This window comes from Vibrio penaeicida (genome assembly GCF_002933855.1).
In the GTDB taxonomy this organism is placed as follows: domain Bacteria; phylum Pseudomonadota; class Gammaproteobacteria; order Enterobacterales; family Vibrionaceae; genus Vibrio; species Vibrio penaeicida_A.
Genome location: NZ_BFAQ01000053.1, coordinates 24,332 through 40,332, shown reverse-complemented (window position 1 = coordinate 40,332; position 16,001 = coordinate 24,332). Strand labels below are relative to the sequence as shown.

At 42.9% G+C, this 16,001-nt stretch carries 12 protein-coding genes; 11 read left to right on the top strand and 1 reads right to left on the bottom strand.

Going from position 1 to position 16,001, the window contains the following annotated elements; translation table 11 throughout:
- The first annotated feature begins 6 nt into the window (after window positions 1-6).
- The 11 genes from VPNCDNU1_RS25795 to VPNCDNU1_RS25745 all read left to right on the top strand — a co-directional run bounded on the left by VPNCDNU1_RS25795 (window position 7) and on the right by VPNCDNU1_RS25745 (window position 14,661).
- Window positions 7-2,280 (top strand): hybrid sensor histidine kinase/response regulator, encoded by a 2,274-nt coding sequence (locus VPNCDNU1_RS25795; RefSeq protein WP_104403029.1) that lies wholly within the window; start codon window positions 7-9, stop codon window positions 2,278-2,280.
- 181 nt (window positions 2,281-2,461) lie between these two features.
- Window positions 2,462-3,985, top strand: coding sequence for a sigma-54-dependent transcriptional regulator (locus VPNCDNU1_RS25790; protein WP_104403028.1), 1,524 nt, complete (start codon window positions 2,462-2,464; stop codon window positions 3,983-3,985).
- Window positions 3,969-4,988, top strand: a complete 1,020-nt coding sequence (locus tag VPNCDNU1_RS25785; RefSeq protein WP_104403027.1) for a glycosyltransferase family 4 protein — start codon at window positions 3,969-3,971, stop codon at window positions 4,986-4,988. The genes VPNCDNU1_RS25790 and VPNCDNU1_RS25785 overlap by 17 nt, the downstream gene beginning before the upstream one ends.
- Before the next feature lie 176 nt (window positions 4,989-5,164).
- Window positions 5,165-6,382, top strand: coding sequence for a glycosyltransferase family 4 protein (locus VPNCDNU1_RS25780; RefSeq protein WP_104403026.1), 1,218 nt, complete (start codon window positions 5,165-5,167; stop codon window positions 6,380-6,382).
- Complete coding sequence (locus VPNCDNU1_RS25775) at window positions 6,379-7,497, top strand: hypothetical protein (protein WP_104403025.1); 1,119 nt, start codon at window positions 6,379-6,381, stop codon at window positions 7,495-7,497. Before VPNCDNU1_RS25780 ends, VPNCDNU1_RS25775 begins: the two co-directional genes overlap by 4 nt.
- Before the next feature lie 613 nt (window positions 7,498-8,110).
- Window positions 8,111-8,854, top strand: a complete 744-nt coding sequence (locus VPNCDNU1_RS25770; protein ID WP_104403024.1) for an acyltransferase — start codon at window positions 8,111-8,113, stop codon at window positions 8,852-8,854.
- Complete coding sequence (locus tag VPNCDNU1_RS25765) at window positions 8,844-9,959, top strand: glycosyltransferase (protein ID WP_104403023.1); 1,116 nt, start codon at window positions 8,844-8,846, stop codon at window positions 9,957-9,959. The genes VPNCDNU1_RS25770 and VPNCDNU1_RS25765 overlap by 11 nt, the downstream gene beginning before the upstream one ends.
- On the top strand, window positions 9,956-11,455 hold the full coding sequence (locus tag VPNCDNU1_RS25760) for a GumC family protein (RefSeq protein WP_110962038.1): 1,500 nt from the start codon (window positions 9,956-9,958) through the stop codon (window positions 11,453-11,455). The genes VPNCDNU1_RS25765 and VPNCDNU1_RS25760 overlap by 4 nt, the downstream gene beginning before the upstream one ends.
- Window positions 11,456-11,733: 278 nt before the next feature.
- Window positions 11,734-12,813 (top strand): glycosyltransferase, encoded by a 1,080-nt coding sequence (locus VPNCDNU1_RS25755; RefSeq protein WP_104403022.1) that lies wholly within the window; start codon window positions 11,734-11,736, stop codon window positions 12,811-12,813.
- Window positions 12,813-13,988 (top strand): glycosyltransferase family 2 protein, encoded by a 1,176-nt coding sequence (locus VPNCDNU1_RS25750; RefSeq protein WP_104403021.1) that lies wholly within the window; start codon window positions 12,813-12,815, stop codon window positions 13,986-13,988. Before VPNCDNU1_RS25755 ends, VPNCDNU1_RS25750 begins: the two co-directional genes overlap by 1 nt.
- 7 nt (window positions 13,989-13,995) lie before the next feature.
- A complete protein-coding gene (locus tag VPNCDNU1_RS25745; protein ID WP_371410817.1) occupies window positions 13,996-14,661 on the top strand; it encodes a sugar transferase in 666 nt (221 codons plus the stop codon).
- 94 nt (window positions 14,662-14,755) lie between these two features.
- Here the strand turns inward: VPNCDNU1_RS25745 and VPNCDNU1_RS25740 are convergent.
- A partial coding sequence (locus VPNCDNU1_RS25740; RefSeq protein WP_237324221.1) for an EAL domain-containing protein occupies window positions 14,756-16,001 on the bottom strand: 1,246 nt, incomplete at its 5' end.

Here is a 16,001-nt window from a genome sequence, read left to right as displayed (position 1 = left end):
AAGGAAATGAATCTTAGATTAAAAACCATTTTAGGCATTGCAGGGATTGAAATTGTGATGCTGATGACACTTGTTTTAAGTTCAGTAAAATTCTTATCCGACTCCAATGAGCAGCAGCTACTGCAACGTGCCGACACCATGCTATCCATGTTCGCTGGCGCAACAAAAGAAGCCGTTATCTCTTCAGATTTACAAACGCTTAATGTATTAGTGAAAGATATCTTAGAAGTAAAAGACCTTTGCTACGTTCGGATATATAACGCTCAAGGTCGATTACTTGTAGAGGGAGGAGAAGAAAATTTGTTGGGGCATTTTGCTGCAATGGATACAGGATTATCTTCCTCAAAAGATGGGGTCTTTGATCGGGCCACATCAATTACCACTGGGTCAATGCGTCATGGCCACATCGAAATGGGGTTCGCAACAAAAGACATTAATGGCATGCTTTCGAAAGCCAAACGATGGATACTGAGTATCGCGACAATTGAAGTTGCTTTAGTCACATTGTTTTCCCTTATTTTAGGCTCTTACCTCACTCGTAATCTGTACAAAATAAAACAAGCCGCCCTTTTAGTAACGCAAGAAGGTCCGGGAGTTCAAGTTGCCATCGCAGAGGGAGACGAAATAGGCGACTTAGCGAAAGCCTTTAACTCCATGTCGCAAAAACTGGCTGATAAACAAAAAGAGCTAGAGGTTGCACGTAAGCAAGCCGAAACCGCGAGTGAAGCAAAAAGTCGCTTTCTTGCTTCAATGAGCCATGAAATTCGCACACCAATGAATGGGGTTTTAGGCTTACTAGGAATATTGGAGCAAACCCCTTTGCAAAACGATCAAAAGGAGCTGGTTCATACGGCTTCCGATTCTGGTCAACTCTTGCTTTCCATTATCAACGATATCCTCGATTTTTCTAAAATGGAAACCAGTACGCTTCTACTTGAACCTGTTGCGTTCAACTTAAATGAGAGCCTCCATCAATCGATAGATTTCTTTAAACCTCAAGCCCACAAAAAGGGCATCTACTTAGAGATGTCGGTTAGCCCCAATGTCCCCGACTTCGTATACGGAGATGTATATCGGTTTAAACAAGTTCTGTTGAATCTTATTGGAAACGCCGTCAAATTTACTGAGCATGGCGGAGTTGACGTACAGGTTTACTCAGAGAGGCACGAAGGAAGAATCGAGCTTAAATGCTCAGTCAAGGACAGCGGAATAGGCATTCCTGACCAGCACATACCTCATCTTTTTGATGAGTTTACGATGGTTGACCAAACCTTTGCCCGCCACTATGAAGGTTCAGGACTTGGATTAGCGATAACCCAACGACTGTTGCATTTAATGGAGGGAAAAATTGAAGTGCACAGCGTTGATGGAATCGGGAGCGAATTTCGGTTCAATGCTTGGTTTGACCAATCAAATCAAAGCGAAGTAGAACAACACTTTCACCAGCAGCCAGACACTGACGCCGACCTTTCCAATGCACGATTACTAGTGGTTGAAGACAACAGCGCCAATCAGATGGTGATTAAGAATACATTGCAATACGCTGGCATTACACCAGACATTGCGAATAACGGACGTGAAGCTATAGAGGCAGTAAAACAGGCGCACTATGATCTAATCTTGATGGACATTTCAATGCCAGAGATGGATGGAATGACAGCGACAAAACACATCCGTTCTCTCTCTGAAGAATATTCCAACATTCCTATCATTGCCCTAACGGCTCATGCCCTGTCAGGCGATAGAGAGCGATTTATTGAATCTGGGATGTCGGACCATCTTCCGAAACCTTTTAATCGCTCAACTTTATTATCTTGTCTAAGCTTACATTTAAGTAAAAAAATGTCAGAGGGCGCTATGGAAAACGGCTCACAAGAAAGAAAACAAGATATCGAGCAGATTACCGCATTTGAACATAACAATGACAACGTCGATTTAGTCGATGAATCGGTCATTCAGCAGATAATCTACGATACTGATGCCAGTGTGTTACCAGAACTCATCGAGTTCTATTTACAAGAATCTAAAGAACGAGTAGCAAATCTAATGGATGCGGCTAACTCGAAAGATCAGGAGGCGCTGGAGTTCGAATCCCACACCCTTGGGAGCAGTTCCGTCACTTTAGGCAATCTCAGGCTTTCAAAACACGCACGAAAAATCGAAATTCTGTGTGTGCAAAACAAACTTGAAGAAGCATTGGAATGCGCTGCAGCACTACCAAATGTAGCTGAGCTTTCATTTGCGGCATTACGAGAAAGGAATTCTCGAGGCTTTGATTAGAATATTGGTCTGTCGAACTTATTGAAAATTATAGGATTCACTTTGCAGAATCATGTATTGTCTGCTTAACTCAATACTAAACAAATATAATATCATTCAATTGCTTACTTGGATTTGTTAACTCAAGTATTCGACGTCCTTGGAATTAGAACCATGTGACACACATGGGAGATGTAAGACTATGAATCAACCAAACGTTCTTTTAGTCGAAGATTCAACTTCATTAGCCATCCTTTACAAACAGTACGTAAAGAACGAGCCCTATGACTTCTTTCACGTCGCAACAGGGGCAGAGGCAAAAGAGTTTATTGAGAAGAACCCTCCTCAATTAGTGATTTTGGACCTTAAACTGCCAGATATGACGGGGCAAGATGTACTGGCGTGGATTCGTGAAAACCAAATATCCACCTCAGTCATCATTGCCACAGCTCATGGTTCAGTCAATGTGGCCGTAGATCTGATGAGAATTGGCGCAGATGATTTTTTGGAAAAACCCATTAACGCTGATCGCCTTAAAGCCTCAATTAAAAACCATTTAAAACGTAATAAGCTCGAAAACTTGGTGGAAGATTTGCAATCCACTCTCGATAGAAAACGCTATCAAGGCTTTATTGGTTCATCATTGCCAATGCAAGCGGTGTATAAAATCATTGATTCTGTTGCCCCTACCACAGCAAGTGTATTTGTTTGTGGAGAGAGTGGCACTGGTAAAGAAGTATGCGCAGAGGCGATTCATAATCAGAGCAATCGAAAAGACAAACCATTCATTGCGCTGAATTGCGGTGCCATACCTCGCGATTTGGTTGAAAGCGAAATTTTCGGGCATATGAAAGGGGCATTTACAGGAGCAGCAACAGATCGTAAAGGAGCAGCTTCTCTCGCAAGCGGTGGTACATTGTTCCTTGATGAACTTTGTGAAATGGAATTGGACATGCAGAAAAAACTGCTACGATTCCTGCAAACGGGCCGCTTCACTCCCCTTGGAGGAACCAAAGAACTCCAAGTCGATGTACGCATAATCTGCGCAACCAATCGCGATCCGTTGAAAGAAGTATACGAAGGTCGGTTTAGGGAAGATTTGTATTATCGAGTAAACGTTGTACCAATCAATTTACCTCCTCTCAGAGATCGAGATACTGACATCATCGATATTGCAAAATTCTTTTTGCGCAAGTATGCAAGGCAAGACAAGAAAAAATTCACAAGCTTTAAACGGGATACGGAACTCACACTATGCAATTACGACTGGCCAGGTAACGTTAGGCAGCTTCAAAATATTATTCGTAATATTGTGGTTCTTAACGACGATGTACAAGTTTCGATGGATCATCTCCCACCGCCGTTGAATTCATCGCCGTCAGGTCTTGGCAGAGCTCAGAGCATCAATATGTCGGCAACCATGCCGAAAAAGCCAATGCCTGTTACGCCAGATCCTATTTACACCCCAACTGCAGCAAACGCATCACATTCACAGCCCGAACCTAATGACAATGAGATTGCAGCGCTTAGCTCGCCTTCTCATCAAGCCATAGAAAAAGACAATATGAAAATACGTCCAATGGCAGAAATCGAGCGCGAGGTTATCCAAAATGCTATCGAATACTGTGATGGCAATGTGTTAAATGCGGCAGTATTACTTGAGCTAAGCCCATCAACCTTATACCGAAAAAAACAAGCATGGGAAGCCCATGAAGAAGAGGAATGATGCACTTCGTGTGTGGCTTGTTTTAGATTCACAGAGTTTTGGTGGCATTGAATCTCATATTGTTCAATTGTCACTTGGGCTTATCTCTTTGGGATGTAAGGCTGAAGTTGTATTCGTAAAACAATACAACTCAGCTCACCCAATGCTTCCTAAACTGAAAGCGCTCTGTATCCCTTACCGCTTTTTGTCCGGAAGCCCAATAGATTTGTACAAACAGGTTAAATTTGATCAGCCTGATGCCATTCATACACACGGCTACAAAGCATCTCTCTATGCTCGGTTAGTTCGTCCCTTTATTTCACCTCCGATTATTAGCACAATGCACGCTGGCGAAATAGGCTCTGGAAAACTTAAGTTCTATTTGTGGTTAGAACGCAATACCCACCAGTTAAGCCATCATTGTTTTGCCGTTAGTTCAAAAATAGCCGATCGAGTGAAGACCCCGATTCCCATCATCAAAAACTTCATCAACATAGAACAATCCAAATTCAGCAACGGCGAACAAATCGCTTTTGTTGGAAGGTTGAGTGAAGAAAAAGCACCGGATAGATTCCTAGAAATGGCATCAAATGACCTCAATCATCAGTATCACGTATATGGTGACGGTCCTATGATGCAAACGCTTAATGCAACTGCCACAGAAAATGTGATCTTTCATGGCCAGCAAACAGACATGTCTGGTGTGTGGCAAAATATTGGCTTATTAGTCATTCCTTCGCACTACGAAGGTTTACCAATGGTTGCTCTAGAAGCGATGTCTCGAAGCATCCCTGTTGTGTCAACGCCTGTTGGAGATCTTCCCAAGCTTATCCAAAACGGTGTGAATGGGTGGGTTAACGAATATTCGCTATTGCCAGCGGCAATCGCACAATGGCAATCCATGCCACAGGTCAAAAAAATGGCGCTCAAAAAAATGGCGCGGCGAGCCATAGAAAATAGCTATTCAGCTCAGGCAGTTATCCCCTCATTGTTGCAAGTTTATCAACGGTGCATTCGGGATTAGCATTTTGAGAATCAATTTTCAAAATGCTAATGCACCTTTGCAATAATAGGAAACAAAGAGCACATCAACTTTTCACTGCCATATAAATCAATCAGATAGATCACAACCTCAAATTGGCACATCTATTGCTCTTACTCATTACAAGCCATTTAAGAAATGGATCGTAGGGAGGCAATATGATGGCAACAACAAATATTTTGCTCGTTCAGCATGACAATGAAAATCCAAATGAGGTCGCTAACCGTCTTAGAGTGATATTTTCTGGTCTGAATACGAAAGCATTTACCATCACATTGTGGCATCGCCTACACGCAGATATAGAAAATGCATTACAGAGCAGTTTTCCAGAAGTTAAGTTTTACGCTTCTACGACGCGCAGCTCTGAATCTTTGGCTGGTTGGTATCAAAAATACCAGGTTGGAAAAAGAATTGTACGCAGTGAAGAAATATCGTTAATTCACTGCCTAGATATTCAATGCTGTCAGTGGATGAACTGGGTATCTAATCACTGTGATGTTCCAATAATAGCGGACATTGGTTTTGAGTTCGCAGAAGCGCACTCGTTACCGTTGGGCATTAGATTGATGCCCAAACTTATTGCACCTAGCAATAACGTTTCCAATGCACTCAAAGCATTTGGGTATCCGAGCGAGCAGTTGGAAGTTATCCCAAATCCAGTGGCGCTTACGGATGTTAAATCAAGCACGGCAAGAGTACTTAATTTAAAAGAACACTTTAACATCGCTGAAGATGATTACATTTTAATCAACTCAGAGCCGCTAGAGCTTTCCAGCGGAATTGATTCACTGATACAAGCCCTCTCTATCGTCCGCGTAGACCAACCCAATATTCACTTAGTTTTGTTGGGACAAGGAGAGGACCGGTGCGAATTAGAACAACAAGCCATGCTTTTGGACATTAAAGAGTTTGTTCATTTTGTTTATAGCCCGGATGACCATAGCCCCTATTTACAGCAAGCCGATGTCTACATTAGCGGAGCGCGAAAAGAAGGAGCAAGAACTCATATCCTTGTTGCTGGTCAAAACCGATTGCCGACGATTGCTCCTATGATAGGCAGCAACCCAGAGTTGATTCGCCAAGGCATGACGGGCTTTCTGGCACTCGCGCATTCTCATGTTTCTATCAGTGAAGCCATCGAAATGATCACGGCTGATTCAGACCGCTTATCCTGCTTTTCAGAACAAGCTCACTTTTTAGCACAACGGTTGTCCGATCCAAAACGCTACTGCGCGTCCCTTGCCTCGGTATACGTGCAAGAAATCGAAACACACTACGAAACCAATAATTCTGCCCATTTATCTCCTCTTCTAAATAATTTGGGCTATTTAACTAAGTTGCTAACGGGTGGTAAAGCAACGGGAGGTTCACTATGAACAATACATCTCACATACTGGTTGTCTCTCCTAACGAGCAAGGTCAAAGTGCAAAAAATCTTACCCAAGATGTACTTGGTCAGCTAAAAGGGGACGATACAAAAATCACAGTGATGGCACCCGACCATTCCAAGATCGAAGGCTACAATACGGTCTCTATGGGTAAAGAAAGCATGTCTGCTAATGTTCATGCGATTTCTCGTTGGTACCGTGCCTTTATGTTTTGTTGTTATGTGCTTTACGCGAGAATAAAATTTGGTGAGATCTCTAGCGTTTTACTCACAGCTCAACCAAGCCATAGCTCCCCTGTTTATTGGCTTCGTAACTTGCTTAAATACCAAGTCGTTCAGATAGTGTGTCAACCAGTCAGCTGGACGCCTAAAAACGGTGCCAGTCTCGTCAAAGCAGACCGAGTGTTTTATTTACAAAGCATGCGAGAATCCATGTTCGAGGCCATTGCATGTCAATGGCGACACTGCCCAAATACAACTGCCCACCAGCAAGCGCAGGACGTTATTCAGAGTGAAAGATTTACTCCCTTCAAACTTGGATACGTTCATGTCGATCAAACGGTAGAAAGCGACTCAGAGCACTCTCAAGTGTATTGCGAAACGCAGACTAAAAATTTATCTCATTTACTTGATGCATTAGCGCACACCGAGCAAAGCGCTCGCCCGACTATCCAACTCAAACAGTCCGGTGCGAATGAAAACCGAAATACCGACCTAAAACATCAATCCGATCATTTGGGTTGCTATAAAATCGATGGTTCAATCCCTTGGTCACCAGGGCACGTTTATCTCGCATTGCCTGAAAACCCTGATAACGAAAGGCAGATTCTAAAAGCATTAAGTTCTGGAATGTGCGTAATTTTACCAGCAGACGGGTCGTTTTGGGACTTGGCGTTATCTAACCAAGTCAACTGCTTAAAATACAAACCTTACGACACATCATCTTTAAAAGAAAAGCTAGAACTGATTGTGAACGCACCGTCGTCTTTGCTTCAAATATCCAAAGCTGGCGCGCATATCGCAAATGGGTACCGCGCAGACCAATGCTATAACAGCATCATTTCTGCTCTAACTAACCGCTCTATTACTGAACAACACGACTAACGTCTCATCTGTTTAAGCAACATACTCAATAAAAAAGCCCTATCGGACACAACTGGTAGGGCTTTTTTCTTTCAACGAACATGGCGAAAATTTGATGAACTCATACTGTGCTTAGGCTCCATTTCATCACAGCTTTAATAGCGAACTGCAACAAGGTAATGGAGCATGAAATTTTATCTCAAAAGGCATGGTCTATACTTATGAACAAAGTGTATACAAAATAGATTGTATTAGTACACAAGCGAACAGGCTTTTAACTCTAGGCATGTTATATGCAGAGATAACTAAATTGTCTCTTCGTTATCTTATATTGAGAAAATAGACACACCGAAGGGGTGAATTGTTAGGCAAGTTGAACATTGAAGGCATCTTCTTTCTCAATTTGCATAAAGCCAAGATTTAGGAGGCGTTATGTTACCTAATCAACAACCGAAAAAACCGACAAAACAGAAACCCACAACAAGAAAAGACTCATCTAAAACGCGTGTCAAATTGAGAATCCCAATGTCACTGACATAAATACAAACCTAAACCACTGTATTTTAAATAAAATAATTCTGGCACAATCATTGAAAGAGCATAGTCATCGTTTCTGCATAATACAGGACAGACTATGCTCTCATTAAAACTACAGACTCTAAAAAATTGGCTAAAGCATAGCAACTCACCTTCAGCGCGTTTTCTATTTCGTGTCATTAAACGAGTTATACACTTCGAACTTGTCTTTCCGAAAGTGGTAAACAATGGGCTCTATTTCTCCTATCAATTACTATCCTCAGCACTCTCTACTATCACCCGAGTCGCTTTTCATACACCTGCGTTCAAAGGCCGCTTAAGCCAATGTGGTAAACATCTATATTTGTACGGCGGTATCCCATTTGTGTCAGGTCCCATCTCAATTACTATCGGCGACAATACAAGAGTATCGGGACATACCACCTTTTCAGGACGCACTCTGAGTGGAAACCCAACGTTGCTTATTGGCAATAATGTAGACGTTGGTTGGCAAACCACAATCGCCGTGGGCACGACTATAATATTAGGAAATAATGTTCGAATTGCAGGGCGCGCATTTCTATGTGGCTATCCGGGTCACCCAATAGAAGCGAACGCAAGAGCCCAAGGGCTCCCCTGCCTTGATGAACAATGTGGCGATATTATCTTAGAAGACGATGTTTGGTTGGCGACCGGAGTATCCATAATGAAAGGTGTCACAATAGGGAAAAGAACCATTGTTGCAGCCAATAGTGTTGTGACCCATGACTTACCAGCGGATGTGTTAGCGGCAGGCAACCCAGCGAAAATCGTTAGACGCTTAACCCCTGAATGCATACAGGAGGTGCGAAATGCCTCGTGATTTAATTGTATTCGGTGAAGATTGGGGCGGACTCCCGTCCAGCACTCAACACCTAGTTAATCGCCTTAGCAAAAATCGTAAAGTGCTTTGGATTAACTCTATTGGGCTACGTAAACCTCGTCTTACTATGCACGACGTTAAGCGAGCTTGGGATAAGGTTTGCGCTTCAAGCTATAACCGCCCTGCACAACTTCAAAACCAAGCGGAGTTTCCAGTGATAACATTGAAAACCCTACCCGCGCCTAGCTCTCGTCTTGGTCGACACCTTGCGCAAAAGTGGATGCGTTCACAATTACTTCCCATTCTCGACCATTACGGAATGAAAGATCCGATTCTTTGGACTTCCTTACCTACCGCTGCGGACCTTTGCGGCACTCTGGGTGAGTCTTCCGTTGTTTACTACTGCGGCGATGATTTCGGTGCCCTATCAGGCGTCGACCACGAATGTATTTTGCAACATGAGTCTAAGCTGGTTGAGAAAGCCGACCTCATATTGACGGTTAGTCACCACTTAATGCACAAGTTTCCCCATGAAAAAACGCAATATTTGCCACACGGTGTCGATTTCACCTTGTTTTCGAATCACGCAGAACGGGCAGCAGATCTTCCTAAAGATGGCAAACCCATTGCTGGCTTTTATGGCAGCCTTTCAAAATGGCTGGATTACGACATGCTAAGTCAAACCATGCGCTCACTACCAGAATGGAACTTTGTGTTCATTGGTCAGTTAGAGTTATCAACCAACCCATTACCTAACCTGCCCAATGTTCATTGGCTCGGTCCAAGACCTCACCATACCTTGCCTTCATACAGTCAACATTGGCAAACGAGCCTTCTGCCTTTTATTGATAACGAGCAGATTCGAGCATGTAATCCACTAAAGTTGCTGGAATACATTGCCGCTGGGACACCAATCGTCACAACAGACTTTCCGGCGTTAGAACCCTTTAAGCAATTTGTTCAATGCGTAAGTAATGCCCATGAACTCAGCTCTGCGATTGAAAACAGCCAATTTGCGGTGAATGCGTCTCAAGTTCAAGCCGCAGCAAGGCATTCCTGGGATAGCCGAGCAAAAGACTTAGAAAGCTGGCTGGAGGCCTTATGATGACAATTGGTCAGCGCGTATTGATTATATTGATGGGCGCGTGGCGCAGGCGCTACGTGATTGCCATTCCTATCGTACTTTTCCCCATTATTGGTTTTGTCATCGGTAAAACTACACCAAGGTATTATGATTCGCACACCAGTATGTTGATTCAAGAAACCGCCAAAATGAATCCATTCTTGGAAGATCTCGCGGTCTCTACCATGCTAAAAGACCGGCTGGATGCGCTAAAAACACTTCTGCACAGCCGCCACATTCTTGCATCTGTCGCGAAAGAGCGAGGTCTACTTCCTGAAAACCCGACCCCAGCCGAATTGGACTATGTTATTGGTGAACTATCATCGAGCTTGAAGGTAACCAAGCTAGGGCGTGATTTACTAAGAATTGAATACCGCTCCTCTACTGCTGAAGGTATGGCAGAAACGTTAGAGGCTGTTAGCTTGCACTTTGTAGAGCAACTATTGGCACCAGAGCGTTCATCTATGGTCGACTCGCAAAATTTTTTGGCGACCAATATAAAATACCGACAGGAAGAATTGGACAAAGCCGAAGCCAACCTCGCGGATTTCAAAAGCAAAAACGGATCGTTACTACCAGAAATGCAGCTAGAAGCGTTAGGTAGGCTCGCGAAACTCAAGCAAAGGTTATTTGAGAGACAAGCAGAATACGCTGGTGCAAAGAAAACACTGGGCAGCTTGGATGTTCAATTATCCAAAACCAATCCTGTAGTGGGAAAAATTGAAGAACAGATCATCCGTATTAGAAGTGACCTGACTTTGCTACGGGCCAAATACACCGATTCTCACAGTAAAGTTCAAGCAAAGATCCGTAACCTGAGACGATTGGAAGCTGAGCGAAACATCCTTTTAGATCAAACTCAACCGACCTTAGACAGCACACAACTTTGGGATATCGCGAGCTCTTCATCACTAGAGAATTATGGTGAGAGCCAGCCTGTCTTAATTTCCCAGCTTGAAGATTTACAAAAAGCGCGTTCCAACGTAGACAGCTTAAGTGAAGAAATCAAAACGCTTCAGATCATGATTACGGACCTAGAGTCATTAACTTCAAGCTTCGGAGAAAATGAAAAGCAACTTTTGAACTTGCAACGCGATCTTGCACTGAAAAGACAACTCTACGAAAACCTTTTAGAACGATTTGAAATGGCACGCCTTACCAGTTCGCTTGGTGTTTTCGAACAAGAAAAGCGTGTAAAAGTCATCGATAGACCTTACACCCCAAGTGCTCCATCCAACTTATCACCGATTGTGTTTCTTATTGCCGGAATTATCGGTGGCTTTGGCATGGGTGCGGGTATTGCGCTGATGCTAGAACTTACAGATACAGCCATTCGGCGCCGAGATGAAGTCGAAAAAATCACAGGAAAACCCGTGTTAACTAGAGTGCCTAAAATGAAAAACACAAATGACGAAGTGCTAAATTTGGGCTCTGAAATTCAAGAAGTACCGTTCATTGATATTAAACCGGCAAGGTAATCCATCGTACCCCGAAAACCAATCTACATCTAAGCGACTCTAAACCAAACGCAAACCAAAGTAAGCCCGTTTCGAGACGGGCTTTTTTTCTTCCGCACCTCCCCTCTCATATGTCCATATGCAAGTTTGATAGTACGCCTCTCAAACCGACTATCAAAATGAGAAACCTAAATGGCGTAGGAAGCAATATCACATATCACATTGTATTTTAAAGGTTTTAATCTTGGCACGAGTTTCGCTATGTAGTGAATAAGATACTTGAATTTGAGAGTGGATAGATGAAAACAATCGTACACGTTGTTCAGCATTTAAGACCGGGGGGAATCGAAGTCATGGTTCTTGATATGCTGCGATTCGCTGATAAAGCCAACAAGGTGTTTGTCGTTAGCCTTGAGGGCTCAAAAGAAACATCGCTCCAAGCTTGGCCTCGGTTAAAAGATCACGAAAATCAGCTCTTTTTCCTCAATAAACACCCTGGCTTGAAGCCAAAATTACTCATGACCATGAGGAATTTACTCTCCACACTCAAAGCAGATGTTGTGCATAGCCACCACATTGGCCCCCTACTTTACGGTAATGTCGCAGCACGAATAGCTAATGTGCCAGTTCGAATTCATACCGAGCATGATGCTTGGCACTTAGACAATGACGTCGATGTCCGCCTAGAAAAGCTGGCGTGTTATTTGTCTAAGCCCAAGCTGGTTGCAGATGCGGACTTTGTGAAAGAAAAACTTGCTAATGTGCTTGAAGATATTCCGGTAGAAACAATACACAACGGAATAGATTGCGAGCGCTTCAAACCTGGCGATACCAACATTGCACGAAAGCACTTAAATTTACCAATGAACAAAAAAATCGTTGGCTGCTCGGGTCGCATGGAGTGGGTAAAGGGTCAGGACACGTTACTTTACGCCCTGAAAAGACTGCCATCTAGTGTAGTGTTGGTTATTGCTGGGCATGGTACACAGCGTTCTTCACTTGAGGAATTGACGAAAAAGCTAAACCTACAGAAACGGGTATTTTTCCTCGGTTTCACAGACGACATGGTGAGCTTCTATCAAGCCCTTGATTTGTATTGCTTACCATCACGTAATGAAGGGTTTCCACTTTCCACTCTAGAGGCTCAAGCTTGTAACATACCGTGTGTTGCAACCGATGTAGGTGGCGTTAAAGAAGCCATATGCCTTGAGTCCGGTCAATTAGTCGCAGCGGACAACCCTTCCTTAATGTACGAAGCATTGAGCAGCATGCTCAATTGTACGAATGCACTTACACCTCGAAACTACATCGTAAAGAACTACGACATCAGAAACATGACTTCCGCCTACGAAAAGCTTTGTAATAAAGGAGAAATGTAATGGAGTTATTCCTAATCTCTACCACGGTTATTTGCATATTTTTGGTGGTCTATCATCATGTAGGATATCCACTATTTTTAAGCATGATTGCCAAGCGAGTAAAACCGACAAAGTTTATCCCCCAGCAACGTTGTTTTCGCGCTGAACATACGGACATAAACCTCCCAACCGTTACTCTGATTATTCCTGCTTACAACGAACAAGATTGGATTGCCGAAAAAATTAGAAATGTGTGCTGTTTGGACTATCCACCAAGCCAACTAAAAGTTTGGATTGCGTGCGATGGCTGCACAGACCAAACCGCCGAAATCGCATTCAATACAATCCAAGAAGCAATATGCGAAGAAGTTCACATCGAAATCTTTGATTTTCAAGTGAACCAGGGAAAAGTCGCCATGGTGAATAAAATGGTGGATAAAGCAGACAGTGACATTGTTGCCCTAAGCGACGTATCCAGCCTGATATCATGCGACGCCCTACTGATTGCTGCCAAACATTTCGAGTCTCCATCTGTTGGCGTAGTGAACCCCAAGTATCAAATTATTTCTGGTGATCACGCTGAACAACAATATTGGCAATATCAAGGGGCGATTAAGCAGAGCGAATGTTTGTTAGGCTCGGTCCTTGGTGCACACGGTGCCTTTTATATGTTTAGGAGAGCGTTATTCGAAGAGCTTGAGTTCGATACCATCAATGATGATTTCATCATACCTATGCGCATTGTTAAGCGAGGTTATAAAGGTGTTTACGAGCCTCAGATGATGGCTTTGGAACTCGAACAAGTTTCTATGCAGCAAGATTTTAAACGCCGCTTAAGAATTTCTGCAGGCAACTTACAGCAAGCTCTTCGTTTGTTTGCCATGTTAAACCCGAAGCACAAGGGCGTTGCTTTCGCCTTCTTTTCAGGAAAAGGGCTGCGCGTCACCATGCCCTATTTGATGATGTTTGCTTTAGCCGGTTCAATTTTATTGAGTGAGCACCCCTTATTTATGACCGCTGCTGTTTTACAGGCAGCTGGTTACACAATCGCTCTTTTTGCTTACCTGCTACCGAGAGTGTTCTGCTATAAACATTTCAAAACCCTTGCCTACGTCATTTCAGGGCACGTCGCCAGTTTCATTGGTGGTATGCGCTACCTGCTTGGGTTAGAAAAAGGCCAATGGGATAGAGTTTAGGAGACGGATGATGGATATTATGACTTTTAGTTCAACACCTTCAAATACAACGACAAAACGTATATTACTTGCAAAGCGTTTATTTGATTTGGCATGTGCATTGTTAGGCGCATGTGCGACCTTACCTTTGTATCCTATTATCGCTATCGCAATAAAATTGGACTCAAAAGGACCAATATTTTACGGGCAAGAGCGTGTCGGAAAGATTACACATTCTGGCGTCTCCAAATTTATGATGATCAAGTTTCGCACCATGTACTCAGATGCAGAATCCAAAACCGGCGCGACTTGGGCAAAAGACAACGATCCGAGAATCACTCGAGTTGGTATGTTTTTAAGGAAAACACGTTTGGACGAAATCCCGCAATTTTGGAATGTATTAAAGGGTGAAATGTCTTTGATTGGTCCTCGCCCAGAACGCCCATATTTCTATGGTAAATTGGAATCTCAAATCCCGTTTTTCTCTGATCGAACTTATGGTGTTCTACCTGGAATTACTGGGCTTGCGCAAGTTAACCAAGGTTACGATACCTGTATAGAAGATGTTCGCTCAAAGGTAGGGTACGATCATAGTTATGCTCTCGCATTAGCCTCGTTTTCGAGCTGGATAAAAATGGATTGGGAAATCATCAAGAAAACCATTTTGGTTGTGGTGTGTGCACGCGGACGATAACACTGGGAACTGTGATTAGAGCTGCTGAACCCTATAAAAGCTCAATTTACCCATGGTAAGTTGAGCTTTTTATTCAGTGACCTTACGTATTGGATTAACTTGTTACAGTGAAGTGTTGCTCTGACGCTTGAGCCGACACTTCTTCATCAGAAAAATAATGCTCTAACTCTTCAACATTGATCGCGCGCGAGAAATAATACCCTTGTAAAACATCGACATTACAACTTCGTACAAAATCCAGCTCTTCATCTGTTTCAATGCCTTCTGACACAACCGTAAAACCCAGACGCTTTAAGGTAGAGACGACAGATCGGTACAGTTCTTTCCCTTTAATATTATTGGCTTGTTTTAAAAATATGCGATCCAGCTTAATCACATCAGCATCTAACGCTCCAAGCATTGATAGGCTTGAATATCCGGTTCCAAAATCATCAATCGCAACCATAAACCCGGCCTCACGCAACATTCCGACACTTTCACTGACTAATTCCACGTGTTGGGAATAAATGGATTCTGTTATTTCAAATAGAACAGGGTAGCCAGACAGCTGCTTAATTGCTTCAGAGATAAATTTCTTATCACTTAGAGAATCTACATTGAGGTTCAAACTGATCTTTAAGCCGAAGTTTTTAAACACAGACTGGTTCTTTACGTCATTTTCGACCGCATCTACTACCCACTTATCAATGTACTCTCCAATTTTTGCATTTTCGAAATGCTGAATAAAATCAGGAGAATTAGGTCTGTGTTCGCTTTCTAATCGAAGTAAGGATTCCACGCCAACCATCTTGAGTGTTTTGGAGTCAAACTGGGGTTGATAATACATTTTCAGTTCACCCGCCAAGATTTCTTTTAAACTCTGATTCAACTTATCTTGTTGGGCCACCAACTCATCATGCATCCCCATAAATGTGACTTCTTTTTGAACCGGAACGGCGTAACTGAATCGTAGCTTTCGAATCAGTGTATTAAGTAAACTATCGTTACTGGTATTGGTGTATTTTCTCACAAATGGCATATAGATAAGTACGCCCATACCGACAGTGACGAGCTGTAACACTATCGCCTTTACGCTACCACCTGTGACCAGATAAGAATCGAGCAATGATGGCGTTACCCATTCAATACTGTCTCGGACGACCGTTATATCCAACACCGATATCCACATTTGAGCAAACAGATGGTTGGCAAGTGGTACTAATACAAATGGTATGGCTAAAATTGGGTTGAAAATAATCGGCAAACCGAAAACCAATAATTCGTTCACATTGATTATCGCAAAAGGAATGGAAAGCTTGGCGAGCGTCCTTGCGTATTTCATATTAGAAAATAACAATATA